Annotated in this window: 18 protein-coding genes and 1 pseudogene; 9 read left to right on the top strand and 10 right to left on the bottom strand. The window is 71.7% G+C overall.

Features of this window, described 5'->3' with window-relative positions; all coding sequences use genetic code 11:
- Positions 1-22: 22 nt before the first annotated feature.
- From hemQ to hemE, 3 genes are all read right to left on the bottom strand, one after another.
- On the bottom strand, positions 23-742 hold the full coding sequence (gene hemQ, locus RY94_RS02185) for a hydrogen peroxide-dependent heme synthase (RefSeq protein WP_043441047.1): 720 nt from the start codon (positions 740-742) through the stop codon (positions 23-25).
- Between the two features lie 71 nt (positions 743-813).
- Positions 814-2,340 (bottom strand): protoporphyrinogen oxidase, encoded by a 1,527-nt coding sequence (gene hemG, locus RY94_RS02180; RefSeq protein WP_082045983.1) that lies wholly within the window; start codon positions 2,338-2,340, stop codon positions 814-816.
- 2 nt (positions 2,341-2,342) lie between these two features.
- A complete protein-coding gene (hemE, locus tag RY94_RS02175; protein ID WP_043441045.1) occupies positions 2,343-3,404 on the bottom strand; it encodes a uroporphyrinogen decarboxylase in 1,062 nt (353 codons plus the stop codon).
- 182 nt (positions 3,405-3,586) lie between these two features.
- On the opposite strand from hemE, the gene RY94_RS02170 reads away from it, so the two are divergent.
- Positions 3,587-4,957: a glutamyl-tRNA reductase gene (locus RY94_RS02170; RefSeq protein ID WP_043441043.1), complete on the top strand. Its 1,371-nt coding sequence runs from the start codon at positions 3,587-3,589 to the stop codon at positions 4,955-4,957.
- A gap of 49 nt (positions 4,958-5,006) precedes the next feature.
- Here RY94_RS02170 and moeB read toward each other — a convergent pair whose 3' ends face one another.
- Positions 5,007-6,224: a molybdopterin-synthase adenylyltransferase MoeB gene (gene moeB, locus RY94_RS02165; protein WP_043441041.1), complete on the bottom strand. Its 1,218-nt coding sequence runs from the start codon at positions 6,222-6,224 to the stop codon at positions 5,007-5,009.
- A gap of 97 nt (positions 6,225-6,321) precedes the next feature.
- Between moeB and RY94_RS02160 the strand changes: the two genes are divergently transcribed.
- Together RY94_RS02160 and RY94_RS02155 are read left to right on the top strand one after the other, a co-directional pair.
- Positions 6,322-6,942 carry a TetR/AcrR family transcriptional regulator gene (locus RY94_RS02160; protein WP_231554379.1) on the top strand — a complete coding sequence of 207 codons (621 nt, stop codon included), beginning with the start codon at positions 6,322-6,324 and terminating at the stop codon, positions 6,940-6,942.
- 48 nt (positions 6,943-6,990) lie between these two features.
- The gene (locus tag RY94_RS02155; RefSeq protein ID WP_043441038.1) at positions 6,991-7,212 is read left to right on the top strand and encodes a DUF3107 domain-containing protein; all 222 of its coding nucleotides are present in this window, start codon (positions 6,991-6,993) and stop codon (positions 7,210-7,212) included.
- Positions 7,213-7,311: 99 nt separating this feature from the next.
- Here the strand turns inward: RY94_RS02155 and RY94_RS02150 are convergent, their stop codons facing one another.
- Complete coding sequence (locus RY94_RS02150) at positions 7,312-7,965, bottom strand: ferritin-like fold-containing protein (RefSeq protein ID WP_043441036.1); 654 nt, start codon at positions 7,963-7,965, stop codon at positions 7,312-7,314.
- 14 nt (positions 7,966-7,979) lie between these two features.
- Between RY94_RS02150 and RY94_RS18600 the strand changes: the two are divergent.
- From RY94_RS18600 to RY94_RS02130, 5 genes and pseudogenes are all read left to right on the top strand, one after another.
- Positions 7,980-8,453: pseudogene (locus RY94_RS18600) on the top strand (ferritin-like fold-containing protein); the annotation flags it as partial.
- A 20-nt stretch (positions 8,454-8,473) separates the two neighbouring features.
- Positions 8,474-9,973 (top strand): RNB domain-containing ribonuclease, encoded by a 1,500-nt coding sequence (locus RY94_RS02145; protein ID WP_331374506.1) that lies wholly within the window; start codon positions 8,474-8,476, stop codon positions 9,971-9,973.
- A gap of 258 nt (positions 9,974-10,231) precedes the next feature.
- Positions 10,232-11,953, top strand: coding sequence for a DEAD/DEAH box helicase (locus RY94_RS02140; RefSeq protein ID WP_231554378.1), 1,722 nt, complete (start codon positions 10,232-10,234; stop codon positions 11,951-11,953).
- The gene (locus RY94_RS02135; protein ID WP_231554377.1) at positions 11,896-12,702 is read left to right on the top strand and encodes a DNA-methyltransferase; all 807 of its coding nucleotides are present in this window, start codon (positions 11,896-11,898) and stop codon (positions 12,700-12,702) included. Before RY94_RS02140 ends, RY94_RS02135 begins: the two co-directional genes overlap by 58 nt.
- Before the next feature lie 182 nt (positions 12,703-12,884).
- The gene (locus RY94_RS02130) at positions 12,885-13,628 is read left to right on the top strand and encodes a polysaccharide deacetylase family protein (RefSeq protein ID WP_052273829.1); all 744 of its coding nucleotides are present in this window, start codon (positions 12,885-12,887) and stop codon (positions 13,626-13,628) included.
- Between the two features lie 40 nt (positions 13,629-13,668).
- Here the strand turns inward: RY94_RS02130 and RY94_RS02125 are convergent, their stop codons facing one another.
- From RY94_RS02125 to RY94_RS02110, 4 genes are all read right to left on the bottom strand, one after another.
- On the bottom strand, positions 13,669-14,511 hold the full coding sequence (locus tag RY94_RS02125) for a PHP domain-containing protein (protein ID WP_043441030.1): 843 nt from the start codon (positions 14,509-14,511) through the stop codon (positions 13,669-13,671).
- Between the two features lie 71 nt (positions 14,512-14,582).
- Positions 14,583-15,536, bottom strand: coding sequence for an NAD(P)-dependent alcohol dehydrogenase (locus tag RY94_RS02120; protein ID WP_043441028.1), 954 nt, complete (start codon positions 15,534-15,536; stop codon positions 14,583-14,585).
- Positions 15,533-15,988, bottom strand: coding sequence for a MarR family winged helix-turn-helix transcriptional regulator (locus tag RY94_RS16555; protein ID WP_052273827.1), 456 nt, complete (start codon positions 15,986-15,988; stop codon positions 15,533-15,535). The genes RY94_RS02120 and RY94_RS16555 overlap by 4 nt, the downstream gene beginning before the upstream one ends.
- Positions 15,988-16,623 (bottom strand): NAD(P)-dependent oxidoreductase, encoded by a 636-nt coding sequence (locus RY94_RS02110; protein WP_043441025.1) that lies wholly within the window; start codon positions 16,621-16,623, stop codon positions 15,988-15,990. The genes RY94_RS16555 and RY94_RS02110 overlap by 1 nt, the downstream gene beginning before the upstream one ends.
- Before the next feature lie 105 nt (positions 16,624-16,728).
- Here RY94_RS02110 and RY94_RS02105 point away from each other — a divergent pair, with 105 nt between their 5' ends.
- Entirely contained in the window at positions 16,729-18,303 is a 1,575-nt protein-coding gene (locus tag RY94_RS02105) for an aminopeptidase P family protein (protein ID WP_052273826.1), read from the top strand.
- A gap of 117 nt (positions 18,304-18,420) precedes the next feature.
- Here RY94_RS02105 and RY94_RS02100 read toward each other — a convergent pair whose 3' ends face one another.
- Positions 18,421-19,284, bottom strand: a complete 864-nt coding sequence (locus tag RY94_RS02100) for a general stress protein (protein WP_052273825.1) — start codon at positions 19,282-19,284, stop codon at positions 18,421-18,423.
- Between the last annotated feature and the right edge of the window lie 112 nt (positions 19,285-19,396).

Raw genomic sequence — 19,396 nt, 5'->3', positions numbered from 1 at the left:
AGGGGGTTGAATGCCTGTGTCGTCACTGGAGCACCTCTGCAATCTCGTCATGGCTGATCCGCCGGCCGGTGTAGAACGGCACTTCCTCGCGGACGTGGCGCCGCGCTTCGGTCTCCCGGAGGTACCGCATGAGGTCCACGAGGTCCACGAGCTCGGGAGCTTCGAGTGCCAGGATCCATTCGTAGTCGTTGAGGGCGAAGGATGACACCGTGTTGGAGATCACCTGCGGGTACTTCCGCCCCTTCAGGCCGTGGTCCATGAGCATCTCGCGGCGCTCGTCCGAGGGGAGGATGTACCACTCGTAGGACCGCACGAAGGGGTACACGCAGACCCACTCGGCCGGCGCTACCCCGCGGGAGAACGCCGGGCTGTGGGACTTGGAGAACTCGGCGTCGCGGTGGACACCCATGGCCGACCACGCCACGGTGGTCGCGGCGAAGGCGTCGGTGCGGCGCAGCTTCCGCACGGCGGCCTGGAGGTCCTCGGGACGCGGTCCGTGCAGCCAGACCATCACGTCGGCGTCGGCGCGCAGGCCCGAGACGTCGTAGAACCCGCGGAGGACGACGCCGTCCTGCTCCAGGGTGGCGAGCACGTCCACCAGGGAGTGCGCGCCCGAATCCGTGGTCGCGGCCTCCCGCTTGAAGACGGTCCAGAGGGTGTAGAAGAGCTCTCCGGGGGCTTCGGCGCCCTCCCCGGTCGGCTGTGGAGCATGGGCGGGTGTGCTACCGGTGAGCTCAGTCATGGTACTAGTCTGCCCCTGCCCGGAGGCGAACCGAAATCGTTTTGTTCTACGAAACGTAGAAGAGATGAAGGTCACACGGCGGGTGTGCGGCCGCTCTCCGCCAGGGCGTCCGCGAGCGCGTCGGCGCGGGTCCGGGCGTCGTCGATGACGGCGACCAGCCCGGTCCCGGCGAGCCAGCCGCCGGTCACCGCGAGGGACGCCGACTGCTCCGCGACGAGGGCCCGGATGCGCGTGACACGCTCCCGGTGCCCCACCGAGGCGTGCGGGAGTGCACCGGCCCAGCGCACCACGTCCCAGTCGACGACGTCGGCCTCCCCGATGGGCACGCCGAGCAGCGTCGAGGCGTCGGCGAGGGCGTGGCGGTAGAGGGCGTCGTCGGGCGTCCCGAGCCCGACGGCGGTGGGCTCGTCCCCGACGCGGCCGAAGGACAGCCGGAGGACGTGGGAGCCGGGCCCGGCCTGGTCCCGCAGCCAGGCCCACTTCGCCGTGGCGTGGGTGAGCGCCTTCGCGGCCACACCCTCGACGCCACGGGCCACGAGCACGCCGGTACCCCGGGGACGCGCGTCGAGCTCCGGGACGTCGACGATCAGGGTGACGAGGGCGACGCCGGGTACCGGATCGGGCCGCTCCTGTGCCAGTGCGGGAAGGGACGGGGCGAGGAGATCGACGGCGCCCCTGCCCTCGGTGGCCACGAGCACGGCGTCGGCCGGGAGGCGTCGCGTCAGGGCCGAGTGCTCCGTCGTCACGATCCAGCCGGCACCCGAGCGGGCGATCCCGCTGACGTGCTCGTTCGACCGCAGGTCCGCGCCGTCCTCCCGGAGCTGCTGCACGAGGGCGTCGCGGAGCTGGGCGATGCCGCCGACGAGGCCGCCCACCGCGGCACCCGCCGGAGCGGCCCGGCGCAGGGCGCCTGCCGCGGCGCCGAGCGAGCCCAGGCGGCCCATGGTGGCGCGCAGTCCCGGCGCCACGGAGTCGACGTCGAGGTCGTCGGGGTCGGCGGAGAAGACCCCGCCCGCCACCGGCGCCACCAGGCGGGTCAGGACGTCCTCCCCCATCCGCGTCCGGACCAGTTCCCCGAGGCTCACCCCGGGGCGGGTGGCGAGGGGACCGACCGGGAGGACCTCGTCGAGGGCGGCCCTGACGGAGCCCGCGCGGCCGAGGATCGCGCTGATGGTGGGTTCGGAGGGGTCCGCCGGGATGCCGAGGACCCCGGAGTTCGGCAGCGGCTGCGCGGCCGCCCGGAGGTCGCTGCCGGGCAGCTGAACCCACGCACCCGCGGCGTCGGGGACCACGATCCTGTCCCCCAGCCCGAGCTCGACGGCGAGCGCGGGCACGGTGGCGGACCGCGTGGAGAAGGATTCGGCGCCGCTGTCGAGCCGGAACCCGCCGAGCACACGGCTGTCCACCGTGCCGCCGAACCGGTCCGCTCTCTCGAGGACGGTGACGCGCAACCCCCGCGTCAGGAGCGTCCGTGCCGCGACGAGGCCCGCCATGCCCCCGCCGACCACGACCACCGTCCGGGGGCGGGCGCGCTCCGGGGGCGCGGGAGGGCCCTCCTGCTCCGCTGGGACGCCGTCCGGGCCCGCCGCCCTCGCCATGGCTACGGCTCCACGGAGTGGATGAGGTCGACGACGCGCGTCAGGACGTCCGGGTCCGTCTCCGGCGGCACGCCGTGCCCGAGGTTCACCACGTGTCCCGGCGCCGACGCCCCGGCGGCGAGGACGTCGCGGACGTGCTGTTCGAGGACGGGCCACGGTGCGGGCAGGAGGGCGGGATCGATGTTGCCCTGCAGGGGCACCGTCCCGCCGAGGCGACGGTTCGCCTCGTCGAGGGGCAGCCGGTAGTCGACGCCGATGACGTCCACCCCGACCTCGTGCATCGCGACGAGCAGCTCCGAGGTGCCGGTGCCGAAGTGGATCAGCGGCGCGCCGAGGCCCCGGACATGGTCGAGGGCCCTGCGGGAGGCCGGTGCCACGTGCCGGCGGTAGTCCGCGAGGCCGAGGGAGCCAGCCCACGAGTCGAACAGCTGGGCGGCACTGGCGCCGGCCTCCAGCTGGGCCCGCAGGAACATGCCGGAGGCGTCCGCCGCCCACTCGGTCAGGGCGCGCCACGTGTCCGGATCGGCGTGCATCATGGTGCGCGGACCGAGGTGGTCGCGGGACGGCTTGCCCTCCACCATGTAGGCCGCCAGCGTGAAGGGGGCACCCGCGAAACCGATGAGCGGGGTGGAGCCCAGCTCGGCGACCGTGAGGGCCACGGCCTGCCGGATCGGCTCCAGCGCCTCGTCCGTCAGCGTGGGCAGGGCGGCGACGTCGGCGGCGGACCGGATGGGCGCGCCGAGGACGGGCCCCACGCCGGGCACGATGTCGACCTCGACCCCGGCCAGCTTGAGCGGGATCACGATGTCGGAGAAGAAGATCGCCGCGTCCACATCATGGCGTCGCACGGGCTGGAGGGTGATCTCCGACGCCATCCCGGGATCGAGGCAGGACTCCAGCATGTCGGTGCCCTTGCGCAGGGCGCGGTATTCCGGCAGCGACCGTCCGGCCTGGCGCATGAACCAGACGGGGCGCCGGTGCGGAGCCTGGCCCCGGTAGGCGGAGATGAGGGCCGATCCGGACGTACGTCCGTCGATCAGCGGGTGCGATGCTCCAAGGTCCATACCGCCGATTCTGCCGAAGATCCTCCGGGATGGATAACCGGGGCCGCCCGCGCGGGCCCGGCGTGGCCAACATCACCCTGCCCGCGAGGGGCAGTTTCCCGCAGGATTCCGCGGAAGGCAATCCTCGGGTAAGCCTTGCCTATTCGGTGGAGGGAGCCTGCGCTCGATATGATCGGAACGCTGTGGTACTTCTTTCGCTCGTCGCGACCCATTCGAACGTGGACCTGGAAACCGTGGCCCGACTCAGTGTCGGGGCCCCCCAGGTCCCTTCTGCTGCGCTCGCCGGGGACCGGTCCGTCGCGGGCGCCGTGGTCCTCGCGACCTGCAACCGCTTCGAGATCTACGCCGAAGCCCCGTCCGAGGAGGACATCGAGGCCGCCCGCTCCGCGATCGTGGCGACCATCAGCGAGTATTCGGGCATCCCCGAGCAGTCGGTGTCCTCCTCCTTCGAGACGCACACCGGCCAGGACGTGGCCGAACACCTCTTCGCCGTCGGCGCCGGGCTCGACTCCGCGGTCATCGGGGAACGGGAGATCGCCGGCCAGGTCCGGCGTGCGCTCATCGAGGCCCAGGGCTCCGGTGCCGCCAGCGGCGGCCTCGTCCGCCTCTTCCAGGCTGCGTCCCGGACCGCGAAGGACGTCGGCGCGCAGACGGCACTCGGCAGCCGGGGCCGGTCCATCGTGTCCGTCGCCCTCGAACTGGCGGGCGACCTCTCCGAGGATCCCGAGTGGTCGGCCAAGACCGTGGTGCTGTTCGGGACGGGAGCCTATGCGGGCGCCACGATGGCGGCCCTCCGGGACAAGGGGTGCACCGACGTCTCGGTCTTCTCCTCGTCCGGTCGGGCCGACGCCTTCGTCGCGACCCGCGGAGGGACGGCCCTCGCCGCCGCGGACCTGCCGGGCGCCATGGGCCGGGCGGACGTCGTCATCGGCTGCAGCGGCAGTGACGCCCGCATCGACGCCGCCGACATCGAGCGGGTGCGCGAGGGCAGCGACCGCCCGCTCGTGATCATCGACCTCGCCCTCAGCCACGACTTCGACCCCGCCGTCGCGAACCTCGACGACGTCGAGCTCATCACCCTCGAATCCGTCCGTGCTGCGGCGCCCGAGGAGCAGGCCGACGCTCTGGCGCAGGCCAGTGACCTCGTACGCGAGGCTGCACGCTCCTTCGAGGAACAGCAGGCCACGCGGGCGATGAACGCGGCCATCGTGGCCCTCCGCCGGCACACGCAGACCGTCCTCGACGCGGAGATGGAGCGCGTCCGCGCCCAGCACGGCTGCACCGCCGCCGCGGAGGAGGTCGAGTTCGCCCTGCGGCGCATGGTCCGCCAGCTCCTGCACGTCCCCACCGTCCGTGCCCGCGAGCTCGCCGCCGAGGGACGCCAGGACGAGTACACCGCAGCACTCGAGGCCCTCTACGGCATCGACGTGATGCCCGCGCCGTCGGCCGCACCCGCCGCCCCGGCAGCGCCTGCCAATGCCCACGGCGACCATGCGCACCCCGAGGGCGCCCTATGTCCCGTGGACCACGAGCGGCCGGCGCAGAGCGCCTGACCCCCGGCGCCGGTGACGGCCCCCGCATCCCGGCAGGTCCCAATGGTTCCTAGTAGGTCATCTTCTGCGGTTCGATGGTGCGCACCCACTCGATGATGCCTCCGTCCACCGACCAGACGTCCCGGTGGCCCCTGCTGCGGAGGTGGCGCACGACGTCGGCGGAGCGGACCCCGGACTTGCAGTGCACGTAGACGGTCCTCGCGCCGTCCACGGCCGCGGCGCCGTCGAGGATCAGGGGCTTCGGGACCAGCACCGCGCCGTCGATGCTCACGATCGCGTACTCCTCCGGATTCCGGACGTCCAGCAGGTCGAAATCCGCCGAGCCGGCCGATCGCGCGGCGAGGAGCTCCGCGAGTTCCTCGACGGACACGGTCGGCACCTCCTCAGGATCCTCCGCCGCAGTGGAGGCGGACGGGAGTCCGCAGAACTGCTCGTAGTCGATCAGCTCCGTGATGCGCGGGGCCGTCGGGTCCGGCCTCACGCGCACCTCCCGCCAGCTCATGTCCAGGGCGTCGAACACCAGCACCCGTCCGAGGAGGGTCCTGCCGACGCCGGTGATGAGCTTGATGGCCTCGTTCACCATCACGGACCCGATCTGCGCGCACAGGACGCCCAGCACGCCGCCCTCCGCGCAGGAGGGGACGGAACCGGGCGGCGGTGCATCCGGGTACAGGTCGCGGTAGGTGGGCCCGCGGTCCTGCCAGAAGACGCTGACCTGGCCGTCGAACCGCAGGATGGACCCCCAGACGTAGGGCTTGCCCAGGATGGCGGCCGCGTCGTTGACGAGGTAGCGCGTGGCGAAGTTGTCCGTGCCGTCGACGATGAGGTCGTACCCGGAGAAGAGCGCGAGGGCGTTGGAGTTGTCGAGCCTCTCCCCGTGCAGGACCACCTCGACCAGCGGGTTCAGCGCGAGGATGCTGTCGCGGGCGGATTCGGCCTTCGGCCGGCCGAGGTCCGGGACGCCGTGGATGACCTGGCGCTGCAGGTTGGAGAGCTCGACGTCGTCGTCGTCCACGATGCCCAGCGTGCCCACGCCCGCCGCCGCGAGGTACAGGAGGGCGGGTGAGCCGAGCCCTCCGGCGCCGATCACGAGGACGCGGGCGTTCTTCAGCCGCAGCTGCGCCTCGGTGCCGAACCCGGGGATGATCAGGTGCCGCGAGTAGCGCAGCGTCTCCTCCCGGGTCAGGCTCCCCACGGCGTCGACCAGGGGCGGCAGGCCCGCCGGGCTGTTCTCGGGGGCGTGCGCGGACGAAGTCGAAGCGGTCATGCCCAAGGGTATTCCGCGCCGGCAGGGCCGGGCCAGCCGCGGCAGGTGGGTAAACTGGGCCGACGCCCCCCGACCGCTGAACCGAGGAACTCCTGACGTGAGTGTTGAACCGACCGCCGCCGGAAAAGCCGTCCGGCTCCCGCGGGACGAGCGCCGCCGCCAGCTCCTGGCGGCAGCCCAGGAGGTCTTCGTCGGCCACGGCTACCACGGGGCCGCCATGGACGACATCGCGGTGGCCGCCCGGGTGAGCAAGCCCGTGCTCTACCAGCACTTCCCCGGCAAGCGGGACCTCTACCTCGCGCTGCTGGACAGCCACCTGGCCGAGCTGACGCAGCTGCTGGTCGACGCGCTGCGCTCCACCGACGACAACAAGCTGCGCGTGCACGCGACCATGCGCGCCTACTTCCAGTTCATCGCGCAGGACAGCAGGGCACACCGGCTGGTCTTCGAATCGGACATCAGCAACGAGCCCGACGTCAGCAGCCGGCTGGAGGCCTTCAACGCCCACTTCGCGGGCGCGATCGCCGGGGTGATCGCCGGCGACACCCAGCTGTCGATGGTGGAGGCGACCCTGCTGGGCCGCGGCCTGGCCGGCATGGCGCAGATCAGCGCGCGCTACTGGCTGGAGACCGACGGAAGCCTGGACATCGATGCCGCCGCGGAGCTGATCTACCGTTTAGCTTGGCGCGGAATCAGCCGTTTCCCCAAGGAGATCTAGGGTAGGTTTCGAAGCAATACCAGGCTCATACAACAGGAGGCACGCGCCGTGGAAATCAAGATCGGTATCCAGAACGTCAACCGGGAGATCATCCTCGAGTCCTCCGAGAGCGCGGACGCCATCGCGGAGCTGGTGGGGCAGGCCCTGACGGGGACGGAGCTGCGGCTCAAGGACTCCAAGGGCCGCCTCGTGATCGTCCCGACGGGCGTCCTCGGCTATGTCGAGATCGGCGCCGAGGAGACCCGCCGCGTCGGGTTCGGTGCGCTCTAGCAGGACCGATACCCCGCACGACCGCCGGCGAGCAGCAGGACCGGCGACGGGAGGACCCGCAGCCACCGGCTACGGGTCCTCCCGCATCGGGGCCGGTTCCTACGCTGTGAGCCCCAGCGCGCTCATGCGCCGCGAGTGGTTGCGGGTGAGCTGGGAGAACAGCGCCGTCGAGTGCTGCGTGTGGTCCGCCACGTCGGCGAACAGGATCCCCGCCAGGTACTCGCGCTCGATGCCCACGCGCTGCGCCTGGGTCAGCGCCTCGCCCACGAGCCGGCGCCCCCAGAGGGCGAGGCGCGAGGCGAGGCGGGGATCGTCGGAGAGTGCCTCCTTCAGGCGGCGCTGCAGGTGGGCGGCCCCCTCCCCGGAGTCGATGGTGCAGAGGAGCTCACGCGTGCGCGGATCGAGGGTGTCCGCCAGTGAGCGGTAGAAGTCCCCGGAGAAGGCGTCGAGGACGTAGGCCTTCATGAGCGACTCGTACCAGTCGCCGGGGCGGGTGCGTTCGTGGAAGGCGTCGATCGAGGCCTGGAAGGGTGCCATCGCGTCCTCGATCGTGACGCCGAGCCCGGCCACGAACCGACCCACCAGCTCGAAGTGCTCGAACTCCTGGACGGCGAGGCGGCCGAGGCTCGCGCGGTCGGCGAGGCTCGGTGAGAACCGTGCGTCCGAGGACAGGCGCTCGAAGCCGGACAGTTCCCCGTAGGCGACGACGCCGAGCAGGTCGGTGACGAAGCGCGCATAGACGGGATTCGCCAGCGCGCTTCGTCACCGACCTGCTCGGCGTCGTCGCCTACGGGGAACTGTCCGGCTTCGAGCGCCTGTCCTCGGACGCACGGTTCTCACCGAGCCTCGCCGACCGCGCGAGCCTCGGCCGCCTCGCCGTCCAGGAGTTCGAGCACTTCGAGCTGGTGGGTCGGTTCGTGGCNGCGGGCCGGCTCCCGGGCGCGGCCGCCGGGGGCCGGGCGGACCCGGCCCGGTTCCGTTCGGTTGCCGAGAGGGCCGTGCTGTCGGAGGAGCCGTTGTTCATTCTGCTAACACTACGCACTCCGAAAGGTGCGGCAAGCTGCCCCGCGCGAGGAGGATCCTGCCGTCGCCCTCTCGGCCGGTCCGGCGCTCGTCCTGCCGATCGAGCAGGCGAAGGGACCGGACACGCGGCGGCGCCGCGTGCTGAAGGCCGTGGAGTCGCTTCGCCCCAGAGGTCCCAGGGCCCGGCGGCGCCCTGTGCGACTGCCGGATGTCTGTGACGTGCATTACCGTATTGCCTGTGCCCGCACAGCATATGGACCTCAGGGATCGGGAGTCCCACCAGCGCCTCACCGAGTCGCTGCGATCCCTGCGTGAGGAACTCGGCATCCGCGAGCAGTTCCCCGAGGAGGTCCTGCGGGAGGCGGACACCGCGGTCGCCGCGCACACCCTGCCGTCCACCGACCTCCGCGCCCTGCCCTTCCTCACGATCGACCCGCCCGGCTCCACCGACCTCGACCAGGCCGTCCACTTCGCGCGCCGGAGCGCCGGGGCCGCGGGGTACGAGGTCCGGTACGCCATCGCCGACGTCCCGCTCTTCGTCGGTGCCGGTGGGGCGATCGACGCCGAGGCAAGGCTCCGCGGGCAGACCCTGTACGCGCCGGACGGGCGGATCTCGCTCCACCCGGAGGTCATCTCGGAGGACGCGGCGAGCCTGCTCCCGGACCGCGACCGCCCCGCCTTCGTGTGGCACTTCCTGCTGGACGCCGCCGCGGAGGTCGAATCCGCCACGGTCCGCCGCGCCACCGTCCGCAGCCGCCGTCAGCTCACGTATGCGCAGGTGCAGGCGGAGATCGACGCCGGCACCGCCGACGGGCAGCTCACGCTCCTGCAGGAGATCGGCCTGCTCCGCATCCGGCAGGAACTCGCCCGCGGGGGCGCGAGCCTCAACCTGCCACGCCAGGAGATCATCTATGCCGGCGGGAGCTACGGCATCGTCACGGAACCGGCCCTGCCGTGCGAGGACTGGAACGCCCAGATCTCACTCATGACGGGCATGGCCGCGGCGCGCATGATGATCGACGGCGGCATCGGCATCCTGCGGACCATGCCCGAGCCGGACGACGGCGCCCTCGGCAAGTTCCGGCGCCAGTCGGAGGCGCTCGAACACCCCTGGCCCGCGCACATGCCCTACGGGGCCTTCCTCCGCACCCTCGACGTCACCGTCCCCCGCCAGCTGGCCCTCATGCACGCCGCGGCGTCGCTGTTCCGCGGCGCCGGCTACACGGCGTTCGACGGAGAGGTGCCGGACGCCGTCGTGCAGTCGGCCATCGCCGCGCCGTACGCCCATGCCACCGCTCCCCTGCGGCGGCTCGTGGACCGTTTCGTGCTCGTGACGTGCGAGTCGCTGTGCAGGGGCACCGAGGTGCCGGCCTGGGTGCGGGCGGCCCTGCCCGAGCTCAACGCACTCATGGCGTCCTCGAACCAGACGGCCTCCCGCCTCGATTCGGGGGCCATGGACGCGGTGCAGGCTGCGCTGCTGAGCAACCGCATCGGCGAGGCCTTCTCCGCCGTGGTCCTGCAGGGCTCTCCCCCGGCCATCGAGGAGGCCCCCGGGAAGCAGGCGCCCCGCCTGTCCGGGACCGTGCAGATCACCGACCCCGCGCTCGAGGCGACGTGCTACGGCGAACTGGTGGCCGGCGAGCGCGTCACGGTGGTCCTGCTGGAGGCGGACATCGCGCGCCGGCGCATCCGCTTCGAGGTGAAGCCGACGGACGCGCCTGCACGGAGCCCGCGATGACGCCGTGCAGGGGACGGGCAGGGTAGTCTTGGCGTGTAGTAATGGATGCCCGGTCGTTATCCCTCGATAACCCGCAGTACCTACTCGATCCCGAGTTTCCCCGCAGGCGCAGGTCTCACTCCGCCGCCCGCACGCAGTCGCAAGCCCGCGATCGGCTTCCACTGGACGCCCTGCGCCCGCCGATAGGCTCCGCACCGGATGAATCCCATCCGATCCGTCGAGCCTCAGCGGCCGCTCGGCCTGAATGAACGGTAGAACGTGCAGAACACACACCACGATACGAACCCAGGCGCCGGCGACACCGCGGCGGCCGACGGCCACCACCTCGTCGCGGACAACTCCCCCGACGCCATCGACGTCGAGGAGACGCTGGTCACCACCGCGGAGCCCCACGCGGCCGTGCCGGAGACCTTCGCGGATTTCAATGTCCGCCCCGACATCGTCGAGTCCCTCGCCGACGCCGGCATCATCCACCCGTTCCCCATCCAGGCGATGACCCTGTCGATCGCCCTCGGCGGCCACGACATCATCGGCCAGGCGAAGACCGGGACCGGCAAGACCCTCGGCTTCGGCATCCCCGCCATCCAGCGGGTCGTCGGCCCCGAGGACGAGGGCTACGACCGCCTCCCGGTGCCCGGCGCCCCGCAGGCGCTCGTCGTCGTGCCGACCCGCGAACTCGCGGTCCAGGTCGCGAGCGACCTGACGACGGCGGCGAAGAAGCGCAACGCGCGCATCGTCACCATCTACGGCGGACGTGCGTACGAGCCCCAGATCGAGGCCATCCAGAAGGGCGTCGAGATCGTCGTCGGAACGCCCGGGCGCCTGATCGACCTGTACAAGCAGAAGCTGCTCGTCCTCAAGAACGTGAAGATCGTGGTGCTGGACGAGGCCGACGAGATGCTGGACCTCGGGTTCCTGCCCGACGTCGAGACGCTCATCGCCGCGACGCCCCCGGTGCGCCAGACGCTCCTGTTCTCCGCGACCATGCCCGGCCCCGTCATCGCGATGGCCCGCCGGTACATGACGCAGCCCACGCACATCCGGGCCGCGGATCCCGAGGACGAGGGCATCACCAAGAAGGACATCCGGCAGGTCATCTACCGCGCGCACAACCTGGACAAGGCCGAGGTCGTCGCCCGGATCCTCCAGTCCCGGCACCGCGGACGCACGATCATCTTCTGCAAGACCAAGCGCACCGCCGCGAAGCTCTCCGAGGAACTCATCGACCGCGGCTTCGCCGCCGGCGCCATCCACGGCGACCTCGGCCAGGGCGCCCGCGAGCAGGCGCTGCGCGCCTTCCGCGGTGACAAGATCGACGTCCTCGTCGCCACCGAGGTGGCCGCCCGCGGCATCGACGTGGAGGACATCACCCACGTCATCAACTACCAGTGCCCCGAGGACGAGAAGGCCTACCTGCACCGCGTGGGCCGTACGGGCCGCGCCGGCAAGAAGGGCACGGCGGTCACCTTCGTGGACTGGGACGACCTCCCGCGCTGGGGGCTCATCAACAAGGCCCTCGGACTCGATGCCCCGGAGCCCGTGGAGACCTACTCGTCGTCACCGCACCTGTACCTGGAACTCGACATCCCGGAGGGCACCAAGGGACGCCTGCCCCGCAAGGACCGCAGGCTCGCGGGCATCAACGCCGAGGTGCTCGAGGACCTCGGGGAGACCGGCAAGCGCGGCGGCGGACGCCCTGATGGACGGAGCGACGGCAGGAACGAGGGCGGACGCGACAGCGGACGCGGGCGGTCGCAGTCCGGTGGACGCGGCGGCCAGCGCCGCGACGGCGACGCAGGCGACGGGTCGGGCGAGGGCTCGCNCCTACGATCTCTGCGCGGCCCACGCCGAACGCCTCACCGTGCCCCCTTCCTGCGCCGTCCGAGGCTCCCGCCTGGAGCCCGGACGGCGCCAACCTCGTGGTGCACGCGGACAATGCGGAGTACCTCGCCCTGCTCCCGGACGCCGCCTTCACCATGATCTACGTCGACCCGCCGTTCAACACCGGGCGGGTCCAGCGCCGCCAGCAGACCACCATGGTGCGGGCGGCCGGAGGCTCCGGAGACCGCGTGGGGTTCAAGGGCATGTCCTACTCGACGGTCAAGGGCGTGCTCGCGAGCTACGACGACGCCTTCGAGGACTACTGGGACTTCCTGGCGCCGCGCCTCGCCGAGGCCTGGCGGCTCCTCGCCGACGACGGCACCCTCTACGTGCACCTGGACTACCGCGAGGTGCACTACGCCAAGGTGATGCTGGACGCCCTGTTCGGGCGGGAGTCCTTCCTGAACGAGATCATCTGGGCCTACGACTACGGTGCCCGGGCGAAGCGCAGGTGGCCCGCGAAGCACGACAACATCCTCGTGTACGTGAAGAACCCGTCCGGCTACCACTTCGACAGCGCCGAGGTGGACCGCGAGCCGTACATGGCGCCGGGCCTGGTGACGGCCGAGAAGGCGGCCCTCGGCAAACTGCCGACGGACGTCTGGTGGCACACCATCGTGTCTCCCACGGGCCGGGAGAAGACGGGCTATCCCACCCAGAAGCCGGAGGGCCTGCTGCGCCGTGCGGTGGCGGCGAGCAGTCGCGAGGGCGACTGGGTGCTGGACTTCTTCGCAGGGTCGGGGACGCTCGGCGCCGTTGCGGGGAAGCTGGGGCGTCGGTTCGTGTGCGTGGACAGCAACCCGCAGGCCATCGACGTCATGCGTGCCCGCCTGGCGCCCTGGACCTGACGCCGCCGCGCCCCCATGCGGTCCGCGGTCCGCCGCCCGTATGGGGGCGTACCGGCCGGAGGAAGACGCGTACCACGCCACGCCGATCCTTCGTGCTCGAGTGTTTACAGTGCCTCGCGGCAGTCGTAGTGTGCTCCTCGAGCACGGCTGGACCCAACTGTCGAGAACGGGAGCTGAGCACCATGAAGAAGAACAAGATCGCCGTCACCGCCCTGGCCGTCGCGAGCCTGGTCCTCGCACTGCTGGTCGGCGGCCCCCTGTCACCGGCACAGGCCGCCGACAAACCCCTCATCGGCCTGACCTTCGACGACGGGCCCACGCCCCAGCGCACCGCGTTCGTCCTCGACGTCCTCAAGCAGAAGAACGTCAAGGCGACGTTCTTCGTCCAGGGCTCCAACGCGCAGCGGTACCCCGATCTCATCCGCCGGATCAAGGCCGAGGGGCATGTGATCGGCAACCACTCGTGGGACCACCCCGATTTCTCCGACCTGAGCCCGGCCGACCAGGAGCAGCAGATCGACCGCACCAACGCTGCCATCGCGGCCATCACCGGTACGACCCCCGACCTCATGCGCTTCCCGTACGGCAACAGCACCTCCTACGCGACGAACTACCTCACCTCCATCGGCATGAGCGGTGGCGTCCTGTGGCGGTGGGACGTCGGCAATCCCGGCGACTTCGAATGCCCGGGTGCGGCGGGCGTCCAGGAGTTCGTGATGGCGGAGGCGGCGCCCGGCGCGATCATCCTGCTCCACGACGCCGAGGACGTCCTGTCCTGCCCCGCGTCGCAGTGGACCTACCTGGCTTCCACGATCGACGCACTGCGGGCCGAGGGCTACGAGTTCGGGGTGGTCGCTCCCTCGTCCACGCCCAACCCGGTCAATCAGGGCTCGCCGGCCGTCGTGGTCGCACCTGCCGTGCGGTGATCCCACCGGTGGCGGAGGGCCTCCGGCGCCGCCCGGGGTCCTAGCCGACTGCCGCGCCCGTAGCGAGGGACAGGATGGCATCGAGCGTCTCGGGCGTCGTCGTGTTCTCGCCGAGCAGGTTCGGCTTCCCGCGCCCGTGGTAGTCGCTCGAGCCGGTCATCAGGAGACCGCGGTCCCGCGCGATCTGCCGCAGCTTCACGCGCGCGCTCTCCGGGTTGTCCCGGTGCTCCACCTCGAGGCCCAGCAGCCCGGCGTCGATCATCTCGTCGAGGACGGCCCCGCCCGCCACCGCCCCGCGGGTGAAGGCCGACGGGTGGGCGAAGACGGGGACGCCGCCGGCGTCGCGGATGAGGGCGACGGCGTCCGCGGGATGGGGTGCGTAGTGGCTGACCCAGTAGGGTGAGCGCGCGGTCAGGATGCGGTCGAAGGCCTCGGATCGCGTGGAGACGACGCCGAGCGTGATCAGCGCGTCGGCGATGTGCGGTCGCCCCACGGTGGCACCCTCCGTCACGTGCTGCTCCACGAGCTCCCAGGTGATCGGGAAGTCCTCCGCCATGAGTTCGACCATGCGGTGTGCGCGTGTCAGGCGGGCGGTCCGCGACTTCTCGATCTCGGTGAGCAGCCCGGGATGCAGCGGGTCATGCAGGTAGGACAGCACGTGCACGCTGATGCCCGTGTCGGTCTGGCAGGACACCTCCATGCCGGCGATGAAGGTGATGCCGACGGCGGTGGCTGCGGCCCGTGCGCGGTCCCACCCCGCGGTCGAGTCGTGGTCGGTGAGGGCGACGGCGTCGAGGCCCGCGGCGGCCGCGGACCCGATGAGGACGTCGGGGTCCTCGGTGCCGTCCGAGACGTTGGAATGCGTGTGCAGATCGATTCTCACCGGGTCCAATCTACGCGCACCGCGGCGCGGGCCCGGTCAGGGCGCGTGCGACCCTCCGGACCGCCGCGCCGTCAGTCTCCCGAGGAGCCGGTCACCAGGATGACCTTTCCCGCCACGTGCCCGTCCTCGCTCCGGCGGTGTGCCTGGGCGGCCTCCGCGAGCGGATAGACCGCGTCGACGACGACGCGCAGCTTTCCGGCGTCGACGAGGCGGATGAGCTCGTCGAGGTCCCGGCGCCGGGGCCGGGCGATGACGGTGACGGCACGGCGCCCGCTCCAGGGCAGCAGCCACGAGGGGTGACGCAGGATCGCCGGCGGCCTCATGGTCACGAGGACGCCCCGCGGCGCGGTGAAACGGGTAGCGAGCGCTGCCTCGAGCCGGCCGACCGCGTCGAGGACGACGTCGTAGGTGCCCTCGTGGCCGGGGAACGCATGGTCCGTGTAGTCGAGGACCACGCGCGCGCCGAGACCCCGGAGCATCGGGAGGTTGGGTCCGCTCGCCACCGCCGTCACCCCACATCCGAGCGCGACCGCGATCTGCACGACCATGGTGCCCACGCCACCCGAGGCTCCGTACACGAGGACGGTCTGCCCCCGGGAGACGCGGGCCCTGTCCCGCAGTGCCTGCAGCGCGGTGGTCCCGGCCACGGGCAGGCCCGCTGCGGTGTCCAGGGTCCCCACCGCAGGGGCGAGTGCGCACTGGTCCGCGGGCAGGGCGGCGAACTCGCCGTACATCCCGCCCTGCCGGGGAGACGCCATCGCGATGACCGCATCGCCGACCGCCAGGCCCTTCACCTCGTCGCCGAGCGCGACCACCGTGCCGGCGCCGTCGCACCCGGGGACGAACGGGAGCCGGAGTCGGAGGAAGCGCCGCAGGTGACCGGCGCGGAGATGTGTGTCCGCCGGGTTCACGCCCGCGGCGGACAGGCGGATGAGCACGTCGCCGGCGGCGGGCGCGGGACGCGGGCGCTCGAGGACCACCAGTTCATCGGGCCCACCGTACCGGTGGAACCCTGCGGCCCTCACGGCGTGGTCCCGTCCGCGGGCCGGACGAGGGACAGCAGCCGGTGCAGGTCGTGGACATCGGCGGTGCTCAGGGCATCGAAGCGCGGCGCGATGGCGTCGGTCCAGCCGCGCTGGAACTCGTCGACCTCCGCGCGTGCCTTCTCCGTCAGCGTGACGATCCGGGCCCGCCCATCGAGTGGATCCACGTCGACCGTCACGAGGCCCGCCTGCCGGAGGTGGTCCACATGCTGGCTCACGGCACCAGGGGTGATGCCGAGCACGGCGGCGAGCGCGCCGGCACCGAGGCCGTCGGTGCGGGACAGCTGGTACAGGAGGGTCATCTGCGCCCGGCCGAGCCGCCGTTCGCGGAACGGGTAGGAACCCGCCGCGGCGAGGTCCCGGGTCAGTGCCGCCATGGCGTCGATCGCCTCGGCCAGGACGTCCTCACGCCCGGCGTCCCGTACCCCCTCCATCAGTAGCTCACCATCGGCAGCTGGTGCACGAAGGTGCGGTCCTCCACCTGCCGCAGGAGGAACTCGGCGAGGTCGGCCCGCCCCACGGAGGTACTGGCGTCCACGCCCACCCAGCCCACGCGGTATATACCGGTGTACGGCGTAGCCTGCAGGCGCGGCCCCCGCACCACCGTCCAGTCCAGGCCGCTCGCCCTGAGCACGCGCAGGTGCCCTTCGGCGTCCTCGAGCACCGCGGGCGACAGCAGCTTCAGGAGGACCCGGATGATCCGGTCGGCGGCCTTCGGCCTGTCATGGACGGGATCCGGCAGCCCTCCACCCGAGAGCGACACGATGCGCCGCACGCCGTGGCGCGCCATCGCGTCGGTGATGATGCGGATGCCGTCGGTCTGCAGCGTCGCGGGCGACCCCTTGACCTGCCCGAGGACACTGATGACGGCGCCGCTCCCGGCGACCACCCGGTCCACGGCGTCGGTGTCCAGGACATCGCCCTCGACGACGATCAGGCGGGGATCCCGAGCCCGGACGGACGACGCCGAGCGCGCCAGCGCCCGGACCTCGTGCCCCGCAGCGAGGGCCTGCTCGAGGACGTGGCGGCCGGTCCTCCCGGTACCGCCGAAGACTGCGATCGTTGCCATGGTTCCGCCGTTCCGTCGATGGTCTGGTGACCATTTACTTTAGCTCCTAAAGTATCTGGAGCGTCGGACTTTCCCGCGGTCCGGTCGCGGTGGGAGGATGTCGGGGTGAGCCCTGACGACACCGCATCCCTGAACCCCACCGACTCCCCCGAGGGCCAGCCCCTCTCGGACCGGAACGAGAACCGCTCCCAGCGGCCCGACTCCGAGGCCTTCAAGGCCTTCATGGCGAGTAACTGGACACCGGCGTCCGAGGATCTTCCCGCCGCGTCGCCCGTCGCCCCGCACGCGGCACGCCGCCGTCGGGCCATCTCCGACCGCTTTCCCGGCGAGCGCATCGTCATCCCCGCGGGCCCCTTCAAGGTGCGCTCGAACGACACGGACTACCGCTACCGCCCGCATTCCGGCTTCGCGCACCTGACCGGTCTCGGCCTGGACCACGAGCCCGACGCCGTGCTCGTGCTCGAGCCCGTGGAGCAGGGAGCGGGCGACGACGACGGCAACCACACCGCCACGCTGTACTTCCGCGAACCCGCAGGACGCGACAGCGACGAGTTCTACGCGAACGCCCGCTACGGCGAGTTCTGGATCGGCCAGCGCCTGTCCATGGCGCAGATCGAGGCCCAGCTCGCGCTGAGGACCGCCGATCTCGCCGAACTCGAGGTCGCCATCACGAAGGATGCGGGCGTGGTCGCGATCGGCGGCGTCGGCATCCGACTGCTCCGCGAGGTCGACTTCAACGCCGACGCCCTCGTGGACACCTCGCGCATCAACACCGGGGTGGACCTCGAGCAGGCCGACGCCCTCGACGCCGTGCTCGCCGAGGTGCTGTCCGAGCTGCGGCTCGTCAAGGACGCCTGGGAGATCGGGCAGATGGAGGCGGCGGTGGCCGCAACCGTCGAGGGCTTCCACGAAGTGGTCCGGACCCTCCCCCGCGCCATGACCCACCCGCGGGGCGAGCGCGTCGTGGAAGGTGCGTTCTTCACCCGTGCCCGCGAGGAGGGCAACGACCTCGGGTACGACACCATCGCCGCCGCCGGCAACAACGCCACCACACTGCACTGGATCCGCAACACGGGCCACGTCAGGGCCGGCGACCTGATCCTGCTCGACGCCGGGGTCGAGGCGGAGAGCCTCTACACCGCCGACATCACCCGCACCCTGCCGATCAACGGCCGGTACACCGAGGTGCAGCGGAGGATCTACCAGGCGGTGCTCGACGCCGCCGACGCAGGGTTCGCGGCCGCCCGGCCCGGTCGGAAGTTCCGGGAGATCCACCACGCCGCGGTCACCGTGCTCGCCGAGAACCTGGACAGCTGGGGACTGCTGCCCGTCCCGCTCGAGGAGGCGCTGTCGCCCGAGGGCCAGCACCACCGGCGGTGGATGCCGCACGGCACGAGCCACCACCTCGGCATGGACGTCCACGACTGCGCCCAGGCCAAGCGCGAGCTCTACCTGGACGGGGTCCTCACCGAGGGCATGGTCTTCACCATCGAACCGGGCCTCTACTTCAAGGCCGAGGACCTCGCGGTCCCCGAGGAGTACCGCGGGATCGGCGTGCGCATCGAGGACGACATCCTCATGACGGCCGATGGTCCGGTCAACCTCAGCGCGGCCCTGCCCCGCACCCCCGAGGACGTCGAGGCCTGGATGGGCGGCATCTGGGGCAGCACCGGCGAGTAGACCGACCGTCCGGCGGCGGACGGCACGAAGGCACCGACAGCAAGAAGGCAGGGACCCGGGCCGGGTCCCTGCCTTCGTCGCTCGTGCGTCAGGCGCCGTCGACGGCGCCGGTGGTCTCTAGCGCTGTCCGCCCGCCGCGGTCGAGCCGTGCCCGCCGTCGTCGTCGGCGCGCGGCGCGGGCTCCCCGGTGGACGTGCCGTCCGCCTGGGCCGCCGCAGGGGGTTCGTCGCCGGCCCCCTGGTCGTCCACGCGTACGCCGTACTGGGGCCGTCCATCCGGGAGATCGGGGAACTGTCCCCGCCGCGGGCCGGTGGTCCCGAGGCCGGCGGTCTGGCTCTCCTCCACCGCGGGCTGCTGGGGCTGCTGCTGGGGCTGCTGGCCCGCGTAGGGGTCGTTCCACGAGGCGGGGCGCTCGGGCGGCTGGTGCGGCTGCGGGCCCGGGGCCTGCCCCCAGGCCGAGGGGTTGGCGCCCGGGTGCTGCGCCTGGCCGTTCATGGGCAGCTGCTGCAGGATCCTGCGCGCCTCGGCGGCGAGCTCCGGTTCCACGATCACGTCGTAGTTGGCGGCGATGACCTGGCTGGTCGAGGTGAAGTCGCGCTTGCCCCGCTGGAACGCATAGGTGATGACGCCGAAGAGCAGCCAGAAGATGGCGCCGAGGATGATGGACGACGTGATCGTGATCCCCGACTCGCTGCCCGCGAACAGGCTGAGGATCAGTCCCACGAACAGGCCGAACCAGGCGCCGGTCGCCGCGCTGCCGAGCGCCACGCGGGGGTAGCTGAGGCGTCCCGTGACCCGCTCCACGGTCTTCAGGTCGTTGCCGACGATCGCCACCCGCTGCACGGCGAACTTGTTGTCGGCGAGGTAGTCGACGGCCTTCTGGGCATCCAGGTAGCTGGTGTACCGGCCGATCGTCTCACCCGTGGGCAGGACCCGGCCGAGATCGCGGGAGGCGGTGGTTCCAAGTGGTGGTGTGGACATACCCCCCATTCTTACCCACCGTCCCCGCCGATGGGAGGCACTTCGCCGGGAGAGAACTGCCGGTCCGCTGACGATCCGCTGACCGGCGGCTGGACAACCCCTGCCCCGGCCG

This window comes from Arthrobacter sp. L77 (genome assembly GCF_000816565.1).
In the GTDB taxonomy this organism is placed as follows: Bacteria; Actinomycetota; Actinomycetes; order Actinomycetales; family Micrococcaceae; genus Arthrobacter_D; species Arthrobacter_D antioxidans.
This window is presented reverse-complemented; position numbering and strand designations above follow the sequence as displayed.

Excerpts from the sequence above, each read along its gene's own strand:
- hemQ (WP_043441047.1), bottom strand. The coding sequence starts at position 742 with ATGACTGAGCTCACCGGTAGCACACCCGCCCATGCTCCACAGCCGACC.
- hemG (WP_082045983.1), bottom strand. The coding sequence starts at position 2,340 with ATGGCGAGGGCGGCGGGCCCGGACGGCGTCCCAGCGGAGCAGGAGGGC.
- hemE (WP_043441045.1), bottom strand. The coding sequence starts at position 3,404 with ATGGACCTTGGAGCATCGCACCCGCTGATCGACGGACGTACGTCCGGA.
- moeB (WP_043441041.1), bottom strand. The coding sequence starts at position 6,224 with ATGACCGCTTCGACTTCGTCCGCGCACGCCCCCGAGAACAGCCCGGCG.
- RY94_RS02130 (WP_052273829.1), top strand. The coding sequence starts at position 12,885 with ATGAAGAAGAACAAGATCGCCGTCACCGCCCTGGCCGTCGCGAGCCTG.
- RY94_RS16555 (WP_052273827.1), bottom strand. The coding sequence starts at position 15,988 with ATGGAGGGGGTACGGGACGCCGGGCGTGAGGACGTCCTGGCCGAGGCG.
- RY94_RS02110 (WP_043441025.1), bottom strand. The coding sequence starts at position 16,623 with ATGGCAACGATCGCAGTCTTCGGCGGTACCGGGAGGACCGGCCGCCAC.
- RY94_RS02100 (WP_052273825.1), bottom strand. The coding sequence starts at position 19,284 with ATGTCCACACCACCACTTGGAACCACCGCCTCCCGCGATCTCGGCCGG.